The following is a 17119-nucleotide window of genomic DNA, read 5'->3' as shown; positions in this document are numbered from 1 at the left end:
AGAAAAACCACTTATAATAGACGAGTAGGTACTGCTTTTTAATTAGCAGACCTACTCGTTTGTTGTCTCTTAAGTTGAGAGGAGCGTGATAAGGTGAAACAATCACCTGATTTAGAAAATTTTTTAAAAACCTCTATCCAAAAAAATGTAACTATTGAGCGAAAACAACAAAACCAAACCATTTGGCACTGGCTACTGCTTATTTTATTTGGCTTGCTAACCTTTGGCTCACTGACACAGCAGTTACTCCTAATTGGCTTGTTTACACTTATTGCCGCTATTGTTAAAGGTCCCTTAATGCTCGTCTGGGGAACCATCTATTCGGCGTTAGTGGCTTTGTTTCCACCTTTTGCTTTAGTCCTATCTTTACTTTTTTTTATAATTAATTTAGGCACCGTTATGAAAAGTTGGCGGATTACTTTAACAAGTGCTTACTTTTATCTAATTCCTTTAGGTTTTAGTCTCTTGAAAACGACCGACTGGGTATCAACGCCTTATTTCCTGACAGGCTTGGCTTTGTTAAGTATTTTAGGACTGCATTTTATATTAGAGTGGCTCTATAAAAATAATAGCTTAGGCCGTTTACTCACGTGGCAAATTATTAGTGTCCCTTTTTCACTCTTACTGATCATTTTACCAAGTCGCCTAACGAAAGGCCGTTTTGGTAAAAAACGAATACCTAAAAAAGTGAAACTCTAAAATAGAAAAGCCTAGGAAAAATCGCAAATGATTTTTTCTAGGCTTTTCTTCGATTCTTTTAATTTAAAAATTCGTTGATTTTCGATTTTAGGACGTCGATAAAACTGGAGAAAGAGAGTTCATTTGTTTGTGAATATGTCCAATGAGCCAATAACAGAAAAACTAAAATAACCAGTATCGCAACCACTAAAAAGGTTCTAATTCTTGCCCTTCTTTTTCTACGTTGAACTGTTAGCCGTGCTTGTTCCCTTACTCTCATAGCTTCTAAATAATACGGACGCCATTTAGGATCATTTTTTCGTTGCTCATAAAATTTAAATTTATGATAAGCCATCAAACTTCCCCCACATCAAATCACTTTTCTTCTAGTATACAAAAAAAGTAGTAAAGATAAAAGGTTACAATTCACCTTTTATCTTTACCACTTATGCTTTTATGCGATTCCTGCACCATTTGGCATTTCTTTTGGTGCTTCAACAATTTGAAGTTTACCTTCTGGTGATTCAGCTGAAAGAATCATTCCTTGGCTAATTTGACCACGCATTTTTCTTGGTTTTAAGTTAGCCACAATGACTACTTTTTTGCCAATTAGCGCAGCTGGATCTGGATAAAATTCAGCAATACCTGAAAGAATTTGACGATGGTTTTCATCTCCAGCATCTAAACGGAATTGCAATAATTTATCTGCTCCTTTGACTTTTTTACAGTCAATAACTTCGGCAACTTTTAATTCCACTTTATCGAAATCATCGTACTTAATTTGTTTTTCTTTCGTTGAAACCAACGTTGTTTCTTCTGGATTCCATTTAATATCCTCTTCTGTAGCACTTTCGCTTTGGGACATTTTCTTTTGAATATACGTTACTTCTGTTTCAATTTCTAAACGTGGGAAAATAGGTGTTCCTTTACTTGTTACTGTTACGTCTGTTGGGAACTCACCAAAATGAATATTTTCCATGTTCATTGTTTCTGGATCTAAGCCTAATTGTTCGAAAATTTTCCCTGGTGTTTCTGTCATGACTGGTTGCAATAAGATTGCCACAATTCGTAAGCTTTCCGCTAAATGGATCATGACACTTTCTAATTCGTTGCGTTTCTCTTCTTCTTTAGCCAATACCCAAGGCGCTGTTTCATCAATATATTTATTGGCACGAGAAACTAGCGTCCAGATTTCTGCAATGGCCGTATTAAATTCCATTTTTTCCATTGCTTCATGATATTTTCCAATAACATTCGCCGCAGTTGTCGATAGTTCACTATCAAATGGGGTAACTTTTGAAGCATAGGCTGGTACTTTGCCATCACAATATTTATTAATCATCGCAATTGTTCGATTCAACAAGTTTCCTAAGTCATTAGCTAAATCATAATTTAAGCGAGAAACGAAATCTTCTGGTGTAAACACGCCATCACTACCAAATGGAATTGCTCGTAATAAATAGTAACGTAACGCATCTAGACCGTAGCGTTCTACTAACATTTCAGGGTAAACAACATTTCCTTTAGATTTAGACATTTTTCCGTCTTTCATCAATAACCAACCATGTCCAAAGACTTTTTTCGGTAATGGTAAATCCAAGGCCATTAACATAATTGGCCAATAAATCGTATGGAAACGCACGATTTCTTTCCCAACCATTTGCACGTTCGCAGGCCAATATTTTTGGAATAATGAATCATCTTCTGAGCCATAACCTAGTGCTGTAATATAGTTTGATAACGCATCAATCCATACGTAAACCACATGTTTTGGATCATTTTTTAATGGAATTCCCCAAGAGAAAGTCGTTCTTGAAACGGCTAAATCTTCCAATCCTGGTTTGATGAAGTTATTTAGCATCTCATTTTTACGAGATTCTGGTTGAATAAATTCTGGATGTTCTTCGTAATATTGTACCAAACGATCCGCATATTTACTCATGCGGAAGAAATAGGATTCTTCTTTAACTAATTCAACTTCATGACCACTTGGTGCTTTCCCACCAATGACATTGCCTTCATCGTCACGATATACTTCAGCTAATTGTGTTTCAGTGAAAAATTCTTCATCAGAAACTGAATACCAACCTTCATATTCTCCAAGGTAGATATCTCCTTGTTCTACTAAACGATCAAAAATTTGTTGCACGGCTGCCATGTGATAATCATCCGTTGTCCGAATAAATTTATCATAGCTGATATCTAATGTTTTCCATAATTTTTGAACATCTGCTGCCATTTTATCAACGTACTCTTTTGGTGTCACATTCAACTCAGCAGCTTTTTTTTCAATTTTTTGGCCATGTTCATCCACACCTGTTAAATAAAATACATCGAAACCCATTAAACGCTTGTAACGGGCCATTGCATCGCAGGCGATTGTTGTATATGAATTCCCAATATGTAACTTCCCACTTGGGTAATAAATTGGGGTGGTAATATAAAATGTTTCTTTCTGTGACATACAGAAAAAACCTCCTTTAGTCATTTTCCTAAACCCTCAGGATTTACTCCTAAACAGTATACCATAATTAGACATTATTAAACTATATTTCTTGTCGGTTTTCTCTTGAAAATGAAGAAAATGCCAGAAAGAAAAGAGAGAAAGACCTGTCTAATTGACAAGTATTCCTCTCTTTTTTTGTTCATTTTTATTCTTTTGTCTCGAAACGAACGATACTATGGTGTCGGCCATAAAAGAAATAAATAGCCAAACCAATCACTACGGCTACGCCAAATACTTGCCAAGTAGCTAAAGACAATTGGAACATCAAAGCCGCGCAAACCACGATTGAAATTAATGGTAGAACCGGCACAAGCGGCACTTTAAATTCACCTGCTTGCGGTTCTCCTTTCATTGTCCGTAATTTGATAATTCCTAAAGCGAGAAACATCAGATAAAAGAGTGTCACGATATTTGTAAGTTCAGCCAACATCTCCATTGGAACAACACCAGCAAAAACCATTGCTAAAAATCCAGCTACATAGGTTGCATTCTTAGGTGTGTGCCGCTTCTCATCAATTTTGCTCATAAACTGCGGCAATAATCCATCTTTACTAATCGCATAAATCACACGGGCTAAACTGTACATCATCGCAATCGTTACTGTTAATAAGGTTAAAATAGCGCCAACTGAAATGATTGTCGCGATTGCGCCATGATTAATGAAACGCATCGCAAAAGCCACCGGATCCTTGACCCCTAAATCCGTAAATGGAACAATCCCAGTTAAAACTAATGTAACAACAATATATAACAATGTTGAAATAATAATGGAACCAATAATCCCTTTTGGAATATCTTTTTTCGGATTCTTCACTTCCTCCGCAGCCATGCTGACCGCATCAAACCCTAGAAAGGCAAAGAAAACTAAAGCAGCACCACTGAAAACGCCTGAAAAACCATAAGGAATAAATGGTTGCCAGTTCGTTGGTTTCACATAAAAGATTCCCACGAGAACAAATAATAAAATAATCCCAAACTTCACGAAAACCATTAAGTTATTTAAACGTAACGCTGTTTTCGCTTCTAAAGATACCCAAAAAGTTACGGCTACAACGACCAACATGGCAATCAAATCAATATATGTACCATTTGTTGGATTATAAGCGCCACTTAACGCTTGCGGTAAAGAAAAACCTAAGCTATCCAAAAAGCCATGAACATAGCCTGACCAACCTGAAGCAACGGATGAAACCGCCAAGAAAAACTCACAAATAATCATCCAACCAGTCATCCAAGCCACAATTTCTCCAAAGACCACATACATGTAGGCATACGGCCCGCCAATGACCGGAATACGTGATGCAAATTCTGCATAGCATAAACCAGATAAAATAATCGCGGCTGCTGCTACCAGAAATGATAAGACGAGCCCTGGACCTGCATAGCGTTCCGCTGCGACACCTGTCACAACAAAAATCCCTGTTCCTACTACAGCCCCAATTCCTAGAAAAATTAAGTCCATCGTCTTAAGATTTTTTTTCATCCCACCACTGTCATTGACAGGCACAGTGATTTCTTTTTTTCTGAAAATAGACATGTGTTTACCCCCGTAAAAAAAATAAGCGTAAATAAACTATTTACGCTTTCATATACCCTAAAAGAATACCACCTAGAATAACAAAAATGCAACCAAAAATAACATAAAACATTTCTTTTTTTGATTTTCTTTCCCCTAAAAGGAAGATGCCTCCAAGAGTCGAAATAATAATCCCCATTTGTGATAAAGAGAAGCTAATAGCTAAGCCAATTTCACGCATGGTTAATAACATACAAATATTTCCTAAGCCCCAAAGCAGACCCGTCGTCATATTCATCCAAACAAAACGATCAACTTTGACTTTTTTGAAGGCAAAGAAACTAGCCCCCACTAACATACCAATACTTTGTGGCAAAATAATTCCCCACGGATCTAAACCAGTGGCATTAATAATGATGGTATAGACGCCATACCCAACTGTTGAGAAAATCAACGCCCGAATCCCTTTATTAAAATCTAACATACTGTTTGAGGTTTTCGGTTGACTGTCATCATCTTGTCGAGCTGTTAAATACACCCCAAAAACTAAAAAGGCCAAAGCGATAAAGCCCACAACAAAGTCTTTTGTTTTTGTCCATTCATGGAAAAAAACAGCCCCTGCAACGGTATTAACAACTAACTGCATCCCAGTTGAAATTGGTAAGCCAACTGAAACGCCCATATATTTCATGCTATGAAATTGTTGATTCTGTCCCAAACTCCAGAATAAACCAGATATAAATCCAACAATTAATGTGGCTGTCGTCAACGTAGGCTGGATAACAAAAAAGACAACAATTGAAAATAGTAATGCGCCGATTGTCATACCTAACGTTTGTTGATTGGCGCTTCCACCAATTTTACCGCTGACTAAACCAATACTGCCCCACGCAATCATGGGCACTAAAGCGATAAGTAAACTCATAATATTCTCCTAACAAATTTATTTCATTTCATTCTAACAATAAAAACGTTTTCTAAACAACTAAGAAGAGTAAGAGAAGTTAGCAAGAAAGTTTTAATAAATAAAAAAAGGCCTATCACCTCTTTAATTTGCTGATAGACCTACTTTTTATTTCACTTCATTATAATAACTGAGGGAAGGAAAAAACAATGTCATCGTCGTACCTTGCCCCTCTGTCGACTCAACTGTTAAATCATGACCTAACTTTTTCGCTAAGCTATGGGCCAAATACAGGCCTAGACCAGTCGAATGCTGTTCACTTTTTCGCCCGTTTTCACCAGTAAATCCTTTATCAAAAATGCGTCGTTGATCTTGCGTCGGAATGCCAATTCCAGAATCTTTTAAAGATAAATAAACACCTTGTTTATTTTTGGAAATTAGGACCGTAATCGTGCCACCTTCTGGCGTATACTTGACTGCATTACTTAATAATTGGCGGAAAATAAAAATGACCCATTTTCGGTCGGTTAAAACCGCTTCATCTTCCCCTTCAATTGAGAACTGCAATCTTTTTTGGATAAAATAATTTGCTTGCGTACGAACAACAGATTGCACAATTTCTTTTAAAGAATATTCTTGGAGTAAATAATCTCGAGAAAAGCTATCCAGTCTAGCATAATATAGGACTTGCTCGACGTATTCATCAATTTTCCCTAACTCATTTTCCAATAGATAATATTTTTTCTCTGGAATATCATCTTCGACAGATTGTACCAATAACGTGATAGCCGCTAGGGGGACTTTGATTTCATGAACCCAAGAGTCAATGTAATCTTTTTGGTCCTGTTGGTTGTTGATTGCTTGCTGCATGGTTTGTTGGTGCTCTTGTAATAAACCGTTAATATACGTTTGGACAAGTAGTTCTTCTTCTTTTTCTGCTGTATTCAAATATTCTTGTAAAGAAGGCGGCTCTTTTTCCGTTGCCAACGAAAGCCACCACTTACGTTTTAAATAATAATCAATTGTTAAAAATAGCGATAAAAAAACACTTTGCAGTAAAAAGATATAGCCAACCACTGTCCAATCTAAGCGGACATTAGGAGCCAACCATAAAATAAAACAAGTTAAGAACAGAAAAAATAACCAACCAATTAGTAATAACCAGCGATCTTTTAAATACTTTAGAATGGTCATTGTCTACTCCTATCTAGGGCACCATATAACCGACGCCCACTTTGGTTTCAATATAGCCAGCAATCCCTGCTTGCTCAATTTTTTTTCGTAAACGATTGATATTTACCGTCAACGTATTGTCATCCACAAAACGTTCATCGTCCCATAAAGCGCGCAATAGTTTTTCACGTGTTAAAATTTTTCCGTGTTTTTTCATTAAAAGATACAGTAATCGGTATTCATTTTTACTTAAATCGATCATTTCGCCTTTGATTTCCATCCGTCCATTGTCCACATTTAAAGTAATGCCATTATGTGAAAGCACTTCACTATCCGTATCGGAATAGTTATAAGAGCGGCGCAACAAAGCATTGATTTTAGCAATTAAAACATCTATCTGGAACGGTTTTGTAACAAAATCATCCGCGCCCATGTTCATCGCCATAATCATATCCATATTGGTACTACGACTCGAAATAAAAATAATTGGTACTTTAGAAACTTCACGAATTTTTTGACACCAATAGTACCCATCGTACACAGGTAAATTAATATCCATCAAGACTAATTGGGGATTCTCCTCTTGAAAATCATCCAATACATCATTAAAATCGGTTGTTCCAATCGTTTCAAATTGCCATTTTTGTAATTCCTCGCTAATTAATTCTCGAATGGTTGTTTCATCTTCGACAATCATGATTTTAGCCATGCAATCCCACCTCTTTTATTTCTAAATTTTCATCTTTCTTATCCTAACAAACTTCATTCTTTTTGGATATAGGACTTTATGATGATTTTTACACTATTTCAAAAATAGGCGCTAATAATTCCCATTCTGATAACATAATGAATTTGCCAACAAAAGCAAAAATACCATCTAATAATAACACAGACATATTAATTCCTAATACAATAGAAGCTTTTTCGACAATTGGCATGGACTTTTTATTTTTCAAAATAAGATATAAAACAAAGTTCGTTCCATAAGTAAAAACTGTTAACAACACAATTAACTCAATCATTTTACCACTTCCTATTTTGGACTTTTCATTTTTCCTTCAATAATTTACTACTCTTAATTATAGCATAATCTTATAAAAAAATCGGCAGAGTCCTAACCATTAAGTAAACAACAAAATAGAAGTAGCCTCTTTGGAACTCGCAAGAATCGAGCCTTTTTTAAGAGTTGAAGGTCTCAATCATTAAAAGACAAGTCCTTCAACTCTAGTATGTTCCATGCATAGGAATTGATACCAACGTACCAAAGTGTAGTGGATCAGACAACCTCAGTTTTTCTAATGATTATATTTGTCATACACTTCTTTTAACTGGTTTAAATCTATTTTTTTCATTTGGTACAATTTTTTGGTCACTTCATTTGCTCTAGCTGGATTTGAGTCAGATAGATAACGTTTCAGTTCAGGATTGCCTGTTTGCCAACTGACTCCAAATTGATCTTCCATCCAGCCACACGGCCATTCTTTCCCTTTAGCAGTCACTTGTTGCCATAGCCGATCTATTTCCTCCTGATTTTCACAATCAATATAAATGGAGAAGGCCATGGTAAAATCAAAATCATGTTTATCTCGTGCATCCATTACTCGAAACGGTTGCTCCTGTAATGTGAAAAGTGCTTGCGCAACGTTCCCATCTTCATATTCAACTTTTTCAATTATTTCGCCTGGACCGAAAATCGCCAACCATTCTGATAGAGCTTTGGCTGCTTCGCCATATTTTTCATTAGCAAACATAAAGGTTGGTACAATTGTTTGTTCTTTTCCTGAAAAAGACACTTGCCAAGAGACACCAAATTTGTCCACTACCCAACCATATAAAGGACTAAAAGGATATTCCCCAAAAGGCATCAATATCTGTCCATCTGCTGTTAAATTTTTCCACAACGTTTCTGTTTGTGATAATGTTTTACATTCAACAAAAAATGAACTAGCTGGCGTAAAGGAAAATTCTGGTCCGCCATTTAAACCAATGATTGTTTGGTTCGCCAAGGTAAATTCAATGGTCATTAATGATGTTCCTTGAGGTTGATGCTCCTCATTAACGTAGTTCGTTTTACTTAGAATCGCACCTTTTTCAAAAATTGTTGTATAGAAGTTAGCAGCTTCTTCCGCTTGTGTGTCAAACCATAAACAAGGTGAAAATTTAGGCATTGTGGTTCCCTCCTTCGTTTTCTTTAGTGTAGTCAAAGATTGATAAATAAACAAAGAGAACGTTTTAGTATTTATTCATTTCCTTCTGATAGAATCGATAAATTGCTTGTTTTACTTCTTGAAGCAAGGAGGATTTTAAATGTCCCCGTGTCAAAAAATAAAAGGAACGCCAATACTTTTCACCTAACGTTTGGAAAGGAATTTTTTCAGTAATCGCTTTTCTTGAAAGCAACGATTGCCCCATACCCAATTCCAACATTTTAACAATCATTTCATTATTTTTAACCGTCATGAGTGTTGGGCTTTGATTACTTTCTTCTAAATACTGTTGGGTATAATGAAAGACCCCAGAATCCTTTTCACGTACCAACCAATTCTGATTGGCAGGGTCCCCAGCTAAAACCAATTGATCCTGAATAATTTCTTCACGAGAGGCGCCTTTCGTAATTAATGGTTTTTCGATAAAGCCAAAATCAACTTGATGTTTTTCAACTTTTTCCACTACTTCTTCTGAATTGTTCATTTCTAAAACAAAATTGATTGTTGCATACTGTGTCTGCAAATGCTGCATCAGTTGCGGCAAATAATAAACTGCAAAAGTATTAGACGCAGCAATTCGGCAAGTTTCTTTAGGTAATCTCGCCTGATGAAGAGCTGTTAATGTTTCTTGCCAATCATCAGCTAAATTTAGCAAACGATTATACAAGACTTCTGCTTGCCTAGTAGGGACTACATCTTGTCGACCATTTCTTAAAAACAATGAACAGCCTAATTCTTCTTCTAATTGTTTGATTTGATTAGAAACGGCTGGTTGTGAGATATATAGGCAGGTAGCTGCTTTGGAAAAGTTCATTTGCTCATACACAATTTGAAAAGTCTTTAATAATTTAAACATAGGTATCCTTTCGATAACTTTCTATTATAAATATTATTTTAACTATTTATTTCTCAAATGTAAAAAATTTCGTTATACTGGAAGTAATGAACAAGAAAGAGAGATTTTTTCAATGAAAAATTCAGAAAATGATTATATCCAATCTTTATTCCAAATTCTTCCCGGCTTGCTAACAGCTTTCCTTGTCGCCTGCCTTAGCAAGTTTCTTGCCATCTGGTTACCTAGCTTAGGCGCCGCAACGATCGCTATTTTACTAGGAATCTTTTTGGGAAATACCTTTGTTCGCGGTGCCAATTTAAATCGCGGAACCAAAGTAGCCGAAAGTAAATTACTAGAATTTTCTGTTGTTTTATTGGGAACCACCGTGACCTTTCAAACGATTGCCCAAATTGGCTTACAAGGTGTCGCATTTATTCTCATTCAAATGTCGCTGACCATTATTTTTGCCTATTTGATCGGTAAAAAACTGGCTTTTTCTGATAATATGTCTTTATTGATGGCTGGTGGTAATGCCGTTTGTGGATCCTCTGCCATTGCTTCGATTGCTCCAGCAATTCAAGCAGACGAGGAAGAAAAAGGCCAAATCATTACTTTAGTAAACTTATTAGGAACCGTTTTAATGTTGACCTTACCCATTTTAAGTGGGATTCTCTATGGTACCAATTTGTTGGCTCGTAGTGCACTAATCGGAGGGACTTTACAATCAGTTGGTCAGGTTGTCGCCAGTGCCAATATGGTCAATGAGAACGCAGTTCAACTTGCGATGCTCTTTAAAATTATGCGGATTGTCCTACTCGTAGCAGTTGTCTATTTATTTGGACGTTTCAAGCAAAGTAAGACGGCAGAATCAGAGGCTGAGTTGGTAGAAGTCACCAAAAAAAGTAGCGCCCTACCTTGGTATGTAGTTGGCTTTTTCATTGCCTGTGTCTTTAATAGTTTGATTCATTTCCCCGTCGTGATCAGTGAGACTGCTCATTTCTTTAGTTCTTGGTTTGAAATTACTGCCTTGGCAGCAATCGGGTTACGACTCGATTTTAAAAAGTTTTTCCAAGAAGGCAAACGTTTCTTAATCTATGGTTTATCAGTAGGAACTGTTCAAGTCGTCCTAGCCATTTTGTTGTTGGCACTGCTACAGTTCTAATAAAAAAGTTTGACGTTAACACGTCAAACTTTTTTATTTCAGCTTATTCATGCTATTATGAATAAGGTTTTATTAACTTAAAGGAGTTTTTCGATGTTATTTAGTATTAAAAAAAGCGAATGGTTAGGCAATGAACGAAATGATCTATTTGCGGGTCTCGTTTCTTCTGTCGCCATTTTACCAGAAGTAATCGGGTTTGCGATTATTGCTGGTGTTCACCCGCTTTCTGCAGTGTTTGCTTCAGCAGTTACTTTACTTGTAATTACTTTTACGGGCGGCCGTCCGGCAATGGTTTCGGCGTCTGCTGGTTCAATGGCCTTAGTCCTTGCAGGCTTAATTCAAGCACATGGTTTGTCATACATGCTTGCTGCGACTATTTTAACAGGCTTTCTGCAATTTATTTTAGGTTATTTAGGTATCCATAAATTGATGCGCTTTATTCCCAAGACAGTGATGTACGGATTCGTCAATGCGTTAGCTATTTTAATTTTCATGGCGCAAGTACAACAATTGCCTCATCAAACACTGTGGTCCTACGGCATGATTATCTGTAGTATCTTACTTATTTATCTATTACCTAAGTTTATTACAATTGTGCCTCCTGCGTTAATTGTTATTTTATTCATGACTATCCTGTCCTATTTTTTAAAAGGTCATTTACAAACGGTAGGTGATCTTGGTGAAATGAGTCAGTTTCATCCAGCGATCCGTTGGCCTAATGTACCCGTCAACTTAGAAACGTTGTGGATTATTTTACCTAGTTCTGTTGCCTTAGCAATGGTCGGGTTAATTGAATCTTTATTGACGATCCCCATTGTGGACAAAATGACAGCGAGCCAAAGTGATAGCCAACGAGAAGTTAAGGCGCAAGGATTCGCTAATATAATTACCGGCTTTTTTGGTGGCCAAGCTGGCTGTGCGATGATCGGGCAAGCGGTCATTAATGTTAAATCAGGGGGACGAAAACGGCTTTCTACTTTGATTTCAGGTATTACCCTCCTTCTATTCATTTTTGTTTTTAAATCCGTGATGGTAGCCATTCCTACAGCTGCATTGATTGGGATCATGATGACGGTGGCAGTCGACACCTTTGATTGGGAAAGTTTGCAGCTTTTCCGAACTTTTGAAATTACTGAAATTGTTATTTTACTCGTGACAGTGGGTGTGATCGTCTATACGCATAATTTAGCGATTGGAATTATTCTAGGTGTTCTTTTAAGTGGTCTTCTTTATCATTTTTTCAAAAAAGAACCAAAAAAAAGTTGCTAGCTTTAGCAACTTTTTTTATTTTTCCCAATATTTCTTCAACGCTTCTTTTTCTATTTTCTTAATGAACGCATCTTTGCCATCCATATATTTATCAATGCTATCGGGGTGTGCTTGGGCCAATTGCTTTTTTAATGTACCATAGGTTGTAGCAATTGCCGGATTTTCTCGTAAATAATTTCGAAAAGCAAGATGGCGCAAAATTTCTTGCGTATTGTCAAACTGATAAATATGCACATGGTGTGTTCTTTTTATCGGGCCTTTTCGTAAATAACGACGTCCTGATAGTCCAAATTCCCCCATATATTCATAACCGATTCTTTCAAATTCCCCTTGTAACAGGTCTACTTTTTCAATTTCTTCAACAATAACCAAAAAATCAATAATTGGTTTGGCTGCTAAATTAGGCACAGATGTGCTACCGATATGTTCAACTTTAAGACAATTTTCCTTTAGAATCTGTTTCAACGCTTGGGCTTCTTCTTCAAACTGTTCCACCCAGGCTGGTTGGTATTCTGTAACGATTACTCGCATGGCTTCTCCCTTCTTTTCTATATCCGTTTCATATGTAAAATAGGAAATGGATTTCCTTGAGGATCTTCCTTTGATTCACCAATTACTTGAAATCCTTGAGATTGATAGAACTTCACTGCCCCTTCATTTTGTTTATTAGCATCAACAAAGACAATTGATTCTTGCTCTATTAACTTTTGGATAATTTCTCCACCATAGCCTTTACGAAAATAGACTGGGTCAATAAATAACATTTCCAAAGTTTGTTGATTTGTTCCACTAAAACCCACACATTTCTGTTCTTCATTTAACCACATACTTAATTGAACTTGTTGAAAATAATCAGGTAAAACCACTTCGATTTTATCAATATCTGCCTGACTCAAAAACAAATGAGTAGCTTCTACTGAAGAGCGCCATAGAGAAATTAATTGAGGATAATCGGTTTTTTTTACTTCTTTTTGGTTCAGCATTTTTAATTCCTCCCTATCTAATAAAAAAAGTATACCACATTTTGTCTCTCTCAATTCCATAAAAAATAGTTAAATCAACCGTGTTTTTTCTGTCGATTTGACTGTCTCTCTCTATTAACTCTGATGGCTAAACGAGTAAACTAAGCAAAGCCACGATAGCTAAACCGCCTTGTGTTAAAATGATTTTTTTATCACTAGTTAAGCTACCGTACGCCGCCACTAAAATAATATAAATCAATAAAAATTTTGTCATCTCCATCGTTGCTTGCGCAAAATAGACACTATAAATAAGTCCTGCACCGATTAGTCCATTATAGATTCCTTGATTTTTAAACAATGTAGTCACTGATTTTCTTTGTAACTCTTGCTTATCCATTTTAAAAACACGGCTTGTTGTCTCAGATGTTGGTACAATCGTTTCTAAATACATAATGTAGAAAAATTCTACAGCCACCAAGGTTACTAAAATTGTTGAAATTAATGTCATCTACTCCCTCCTCCCATTCCTTTGAACGAAGTAATTTTATGTAATTTTTGCTATGATGTAAATAGATATGCCTAGCATTAACGAAAGGAAGAAACCTATGACTTTTCAAGAAACTATTAGCGCCTATATCCAAGAACGTTATCAGATAACGCCCGATTTTCCTTTTAAAAAACATCCAGACTATCTCGTCTTTCGTCATCCTAGAAATGCGAAATGGTTTGCTTTAATTATGCCACTGGATGCACAACTGCTCGGCGCTACCGAGAATAAGAAGCTCACTATTTTAACCGTTAAACTTGCGCCTGAATTGATTGCCTTATTAAAGAACCAACCTGGCTATTTTCCTGCCTATCATATGAATAAAGAGCATTGGTTAAGTCTTTCTGAAGAAATTCCGCTCTCACAAGTTTTTTCATTTATAGATGAAAGTTACCAACGGAGTTATTAAAAAAAAAACGAGCCTGGAACAAAAATCACTTTGGATTTTTGTTCCAGGCTTAAAAATTAATAAACGGCGGGAACAGAAGCAACTCCTTCGGAAATAAGCCGAAATTCTCCAAAAATTAAAGAACAATTTTCGGAAATTCCTTCTTATTTCTCGGAGTTAAGCACTTCTGTCCCGACCTCGTGAAAGATTATTTAAGCTTATTTGCTTAAAGCGTCTTTTGCTTGTTCAGCTAACGCTGTAAATGCTGCTGCATCGTTAACGGCTAAGTCAGCTAACATTTTGCGGTTGATATCAATCTCTGCCAATTTCAAACCGTGCATTAATTTAGAATAGCTTAAGCCATTCATGCGAGCTGCCGCGTTGATACGTGCAATCCATAATTTACGGAAGTCACGTTTCTTTTGACGACGGTCTCTAAATGCATAGTAATAAGAGTTCATTACTTGTTCTTTTGCTGATTTAAATAAAGTATGTTTTGATCCGTAGTAGCCTTTCGCTAACTTAAGGACTTTTTTACGACGTTTACGGGTTACTGTTCCACCTTTAACACGTGCCATGTTGAATTCCTCCTAATATCTTGTTTCTCTTGACGGTAATCTAAAAGTCACCGAGTTGTTTTATTTCATTCTTGCTAATTGTTGGCGGATACGTTTGTAATCGCCTTTTGCAACCATGCTTGCTTTACGCAATTGACGGCGTTGTTTTTTAGTTTTACCGTGGAAACGGTGAGATGTAAAGGCACGGCCACGTTTTAAGCCGCCTCCACCAGTACGTTTTACACGTTTTGCTAATCCGCGGTGTGTTTTTTGTTTTGGCATGACTAATTTTCCTCCTCAAAATCTTTGCTTCAAGTGAAAGACTCTAACAGTCACAACTGTCGAATATCCTTCTTGTAGAAATTACCAAAAGTCCGAATGCTCGGTCTCTTCGTTTACTTGTCGTTTTTCGGTGCCAGCGTTAGAAACATGCTGCGTCCGTCCATTTTCGCTTTTTGTTCCACTGTGGCGATGTCCGCAGTTTCTTCAGCTAAGCGATCAAGAACTTTCTGACCAATCTCTTTATGGGTAATGGCACGGCCTTTGAAACGGATAGAAGCTTTCACTTTGTCTCCTTTTTCTAAGAACTTACGCGCATTACGAAGTTTTGTATTGAAGTCATTTACGTCAATTGTTGGACTTAAACGAACTTCTTTGACGTTGATCACTTTTTGTTTCTTGCGAGCTTCACGCTCTTTCTTTTGTTGTTCGAAACGGAATTTTCCATAATCCATAATTCGCGCAACTGGTGGTTTCGCTCCTGGCGCTACAAGTACTAAATCCAAGTTTGCAGATTCAGCGATTTGTAATGCTTCTGCTTTGGTTTTTACACCTAATTGTTCACCATCTTGTCCGATCAAACGTAACTCGCGTGCACGAATGCCGTCGTTAACCATCATATCCTTTGCTATGGTCATTCACCTCCAAAATTTTTAAGAGAAAATCCTAACGGAAGTCTGCTTTGTTTGCTAAATGCAATAAAAAAACAGGTTCCTATCCAGAACCCGCCAACAGTCTGCCTTACTTAAAAAATAAGGAATACTTTATCTAGCCCAGCGATATACTCAACTAAGGCGAGAAGCGGGTGCTTCTGCTTTCATTTCTCAACTTCACTAGTTTACCTTAGTTTATCCTAGTTGTCAATATATTTCCTCAAAAAAAAAAAACGAATCTAGCACTAGATTCGTTTGAACTCGTATTTTGATCATTAATAATTAGTGGACTGTCCCAATGTGACTTCCTAGAAACAAATGGTTCAACACATGGTGTGCATTTTCTATCCCCTAGGCGATCCCTGTAGTCCCTACAGTTCTTCTATTTATAAGGTTTCTCGTTTAGACAAGCCACGTTCTAAGATTTTTTGACTTCTAAGATACTCTGAATTTTCTGTACTTTCAGAAAAAGACAACTCTGTTTCTATCTCCTCTGACTCAATACAAATGAGTTCTTTGCCATACCATTGTGCTTTATATAACAGTTTAGCTAAAAATAAAGACCAAGCCAGTTCAGAACGATCATATTTTGGCGGCCGCTCATTACTGTGATGGGCTTTTTCAATACAAATAACATCGTAACTTGAAACCAATTCCGTTGTAATTTTGTTTAAAATATCCGTTCGTTGGTTGGCTATTTTTTCGCGAATTTTTGCGACTTTTATTTTTTGTTTTTGATAATTTTTTGCTTGCGAAAGATCGACACCTTTTTCCAAAGCAATCATTTTACGCTTGTTTAATTTTCGTTCTTCTTGACGTAGTTTTTGCTTTAAATGCTTTGAACAATAGCTTTTTTCGAAGCTTTCACCATTCGAAAGCAGCGCAAATTTTTCCCTACTGCTACAAATTCCCACCATTTTTTGTTGCTTTGTTTTCGTTTCAATCGGCGCTTCACATAAAATGGAAACATAATAATTGTGACTCGCACTCATAGAAATAGTTACAGATTTTATCTCCCCCAGCGGTTGGCGGTGTACCTTCATTTTAATTAAAGATTTCAATTTAGGTACTTTCAAATAACGATTATCCAAAATTTTGACCGTGCCATGTTGATTGTTCGTAGTGTAGGAATGCACCGTTTCTTTCTTTTTCTTTTTTGGAAAGCCCATCCCTTTTTCCCGATAAAAATTTTTAAAGGCTCGATCCAAATAAACTTGTGCATTTGCCAAGGCTAAACTATCAACTTCTCTGAGGACAGGGTATTGTTTCTTATATTTAGCTGGCGTTGGCATTTTAAACGTTTGTTGAGGATTTTTTCGCATCTCTTTGTAGATATCAATCCGGTCTTGTAACATTAAATTATACACCAAGCGAACACAAGAAAATGTTTTTTGAATAAACTCTTCTTGTTTTGAGGTTGGATAAAGTCTGTATTTATAAGCTTTCAGAGCCTTCATCTCATAACCACCCTACCAAGATAGTT

General features: G+C 36.6%; 20 protein-coding genes and 1 other annotated feature. Of the genes, 4 read left to right on the top strand and 16 right to left on the bottom strand.

Annotated features, from left to right (window positions below; translation table 11 throughout):
- The first annotated feature begins 93 nt into the window (after nucleotides 1-93).
- Nucleotides 94-699 (top strand): hypothetical protein, encoded by a 606-nt coding sequence (locus tag IGL07_RS03625; protein WP_002383359.1) that lies wholly within the window; start codon nucleotides 94-96, stop codon nucleotides 697-699.
- Between the two features lie 58 nt (nucleotides 700-757).
- On the opposite strand, the gene IGL07_RS03620 is transcribed toward IGL07_RS03625, so the two are convergent.
- From IGL07_RS03620 to IGL07_RS03580, 9 genes are all read right to left on the bottom strand, one after another.
- Nucleotides 758-1033, bottom strand: a complete 276-nt coding sequence (locus IGL07_RS03620) for a hypothetical protein (protein ID WP_002361374.1) — start codon at nucleotides 1031-1033, stop codon at nucleotides 758-760.
- 99 nt (nucleotides 1034-1132) lie between these two features.
- Complete coding sequence (gene metG / locus IGL07_RS03615; RefSeq protein WP_002355813.1) at nucleotides 1133-3142, bottom strand: methionine--tRNA ligase; 2010 nt, start codon at nucleotides 3140-3142, stop codon at nucleotides 1133-1135.
- A 187-nt stretch (nucleotides 3143-3329) separates the two neighbouring features.
- The gene (locus IGL07_RS03610) at nucleotides 3330-4721 is read right to left on the bottom strand and encodes an amino acid permease (protein ID WP_002361373.1); all 1392 of its coding nucleotides are present in this window, start codon (nucleotides 4719-4721) and stop codon (nucleotides 3330-3332) included.
- Nucleotides 4722-4761: 40 nt separating this feature from the next.
- Complete coding sequence (locus IGL07_RS03605) at nucleotides 4762-5625, bottom strand: GRP family sugar transporter (RefSeq protein ID WP_002355811.1); 864 nt, start codon at nucleotides 5623-5625, stop codon at nucleotides 4762-4764.
- Between the two features lie 147 nt (nucleotides 5626-5772).
- The gene (gene sapS / locus IGL07_RS03600; RefSeq protein ID WP_002355810.1) at nucleotides 5773-6798 is read right to left on the bottom strand and encodes a two-component system sensor histidine kinase SapS; all 1026 of its coding nucleotides are present in this window, start codon (nucleotides 6796-6798) and stop codon (nucleotides 5773-5775) included.
- A 13-nt stretch (nucleotides 6799-6811) separates the two neighbouring features.
- Entirely contained in the window at nucleotides 6812-7486 is a 675-nt protein-coding gene (sapR, locus tag IGL07_RS03595) for a two-component system response regulator SapR (protein ID WP_002355809.1), read from the bottom strand.
- 88 nt (nucleotides 7487-7574) lie between these two features.
- Complete coding sequence (locus tag IGL07_RS03590) at nucleotides 7575-7799, bottom strand: hypothetical protein (RefSeq protein WP_002355808.1); 225 nt, start codon at nucleotides 7797-7799, stop codon at nucleotides 7575-7577.
- 273 nt (nucleotides 7800-8072) lie between these two features.
- Nucleotides 8073-8945 (bottom strand): VOC family protein, encoded by an 873-nt coding sequence (locus tag IGL07_RS03585; protein WP_002366300.1) that lies wholly within the window; start codon nucleotides 8943-8945, stop codon nucleotides 8073-8075.
- A 64-nt stretch (nucleotides 8946-9009) separates the two neighbouring features.
- Nucleotides 9010-9840, bottom strand: coding sequence for a LysR family transcriptional regulator (locus IGL07_RS03580; protein ID WP_010817110.1), 831 nt, complete (start codon nucleotides 9838-9840; stop codon nucleotides 9010-9012).
- A gap of 112 nt (nucleotides 9841-9952) precedes the next feature.
- Here IGL07_RS03580 and IGL07_RS03575 point away from each other — a divergent pair, with 112 nt between their 5' ends.
- Both IGL07_RS03575 and IGL07_RS03570 read left to right on the top strand, forming a co-directional pair.
- Nucleotides 9953-10981, top strand: coding sequence for a YeiH family protein (locus tag IGL07_RS03575; RefSeq protein ID WP_002355805.1), 1029 nt, complete (start codon nucleotides 9953-9955; stop codon nucleotides 10979-10981).
- 93 nt (nucleotides 10982-11074) lie between these two features.
- Nucleotides 11075-12250, top strand: a complete 1176-nt coding sequence (locus IGL07_RS03570) for a SulP family inorganic anion transporter (RefSeq protein WP_002380126.1) — start codon at nucleotides 11075-11077, stop codon at nucleotides 12248-12250.
- 15 nt (nucleotides 12251-12265) lie between these two features.
- On the opposite strand, the gene IGL07_RS03565 is transcribed toward IGL07_RS03570, so the two are convergent.
- From IGL07_RS03565 to IGL07_RS03555, 3 genes are all read right to left on the bottom strand, one after another.
- A complete protein-coding gene (locus IGL07_RS03565; protein WP_002361365.1) occupies nucleotides 12266-12781 on the bottom strand; it encodes a GrpB family protein in 516 nt (171 codons plus the stop codon).
- Between the two features lie 17 nt (nucleotides 12782-12798).
- On the bottom strand, nucleotides 12799-13293 hold the full coding sequence (locus tag IGL07_RS03560) for a GNAT family N-acetyltransferase (RefSeq protein ID WP_002397943.1): 495 nt from the start codon (nucleotides 13291-13293) through the stop codon (nucleotides 12799-12801).
- Between the two features lie 67 nt (nucleotides 13294-13360).
- Nucleotides 13361-13720, bottom strand: coding sequence for a DUF1304 domain-containing protein (locus IGL07_RS03555; RefSeq protein ID WP_002370721.1), 360 nt, complete (start codon nucleotides 13718-13720; stop codon nucleotides 13361-13363).
- Nucleotides 13721-13787: 67 nt separating this feature from the next.
- Between IGL07_RS03555 and IGL07_RS03550 the strand changes: the two genes are divergently transcribed.
- The gene (locus tag IGL07_RS03550; protein ID WP_025189495.1) at nucleotides 13788-14168 is read left to right on the top strand and encodes an MmcQ/YjbR family DNA-binding protein; all 381 of its coding nucleotides are present in this window, start codon (nucleotides 13788-13790) and stop codon (nucleotides 14166-14168) included.
- Between the two features lie 197 nt (nucleotides 14169-14365).
- On the opposite strand, the gene rplT is transcribed toward IGL07_RS03550, so the two are convergent.
- The 4 genes from rplT to IGL07_RS03530 all read right to left on the bottom strand — a co-directional run bounded on the left by rplT (nucleotide 14366) and on the right by IGL07_RS03530 (nucleotide 17093).
- Nucleotides 14366-14725, bottom strand: coding sequence for a 50S ribosomal protein L20 (rplT, locus tag IGL07_RS03545; RefSeq protein WP_002355799.1), 360 nt, complete (start codon nucleotides 14723-14725; stop codon nucleotides 14366-14368).
- A 60-nt stretch (nucleotides 14726-14785) separates the two neighbouring features.
- Nucleotides 14786-14986: a 50S ribosomal protein L35 gene (rpmI, locus tag IGL07_RS03540; RefSeq protein WP_002355798.1), complete on the bottom strand. Its 201-nt coding sequence runs from the start codon at nucleotides 14984-14986 to the stop codon at nucleotides 14786-14788.
- Between the two features lie 113 nt (nucleotides 14987-15099).
- Entirely contained in the window at nucleotides 15100-15621 is a 522-nt protein-coding gene (gene infC / locus IGL07_RS03535) for a translation initiation factor IF-3 (protein WP_002355797.1), read from the bottom strand.
- Nucleotides 15622-15675: 54 nt separating this feature from the next.
- Nucleotides 15676-15806: a sequence feature (ribosomal protein L20 leader region), on the bottom strand.
- Between the two features lie 216 nt (nucleotides 15807-16022).
- Entirely contained in the window at nucleotides 16023-17093 is a 1071-nt protein-coding gene (locus IGL07_RS03530; protein WP_002368159.1) for an RNA-guided endonuclease TnpB family protein, read from the bottom strand.
- Between the last annotated feature and the right edge of the window lie 26 nt (nucleotides 17094-17119).

It is taken from the genome of Enterococcus sp. DIV1368f, from assembly GCF_051712245.1.
Lineage (GTDB): Bacteria > Bacillota > Bacilli > Lactobacillales > Enterococcaceae > Enterococcus > Enterococcus faecalis.
Note: the sequence above shows the minus strand (reverse complement) of the source record. Positions and strands in the feature narration are given on the sequence as shown.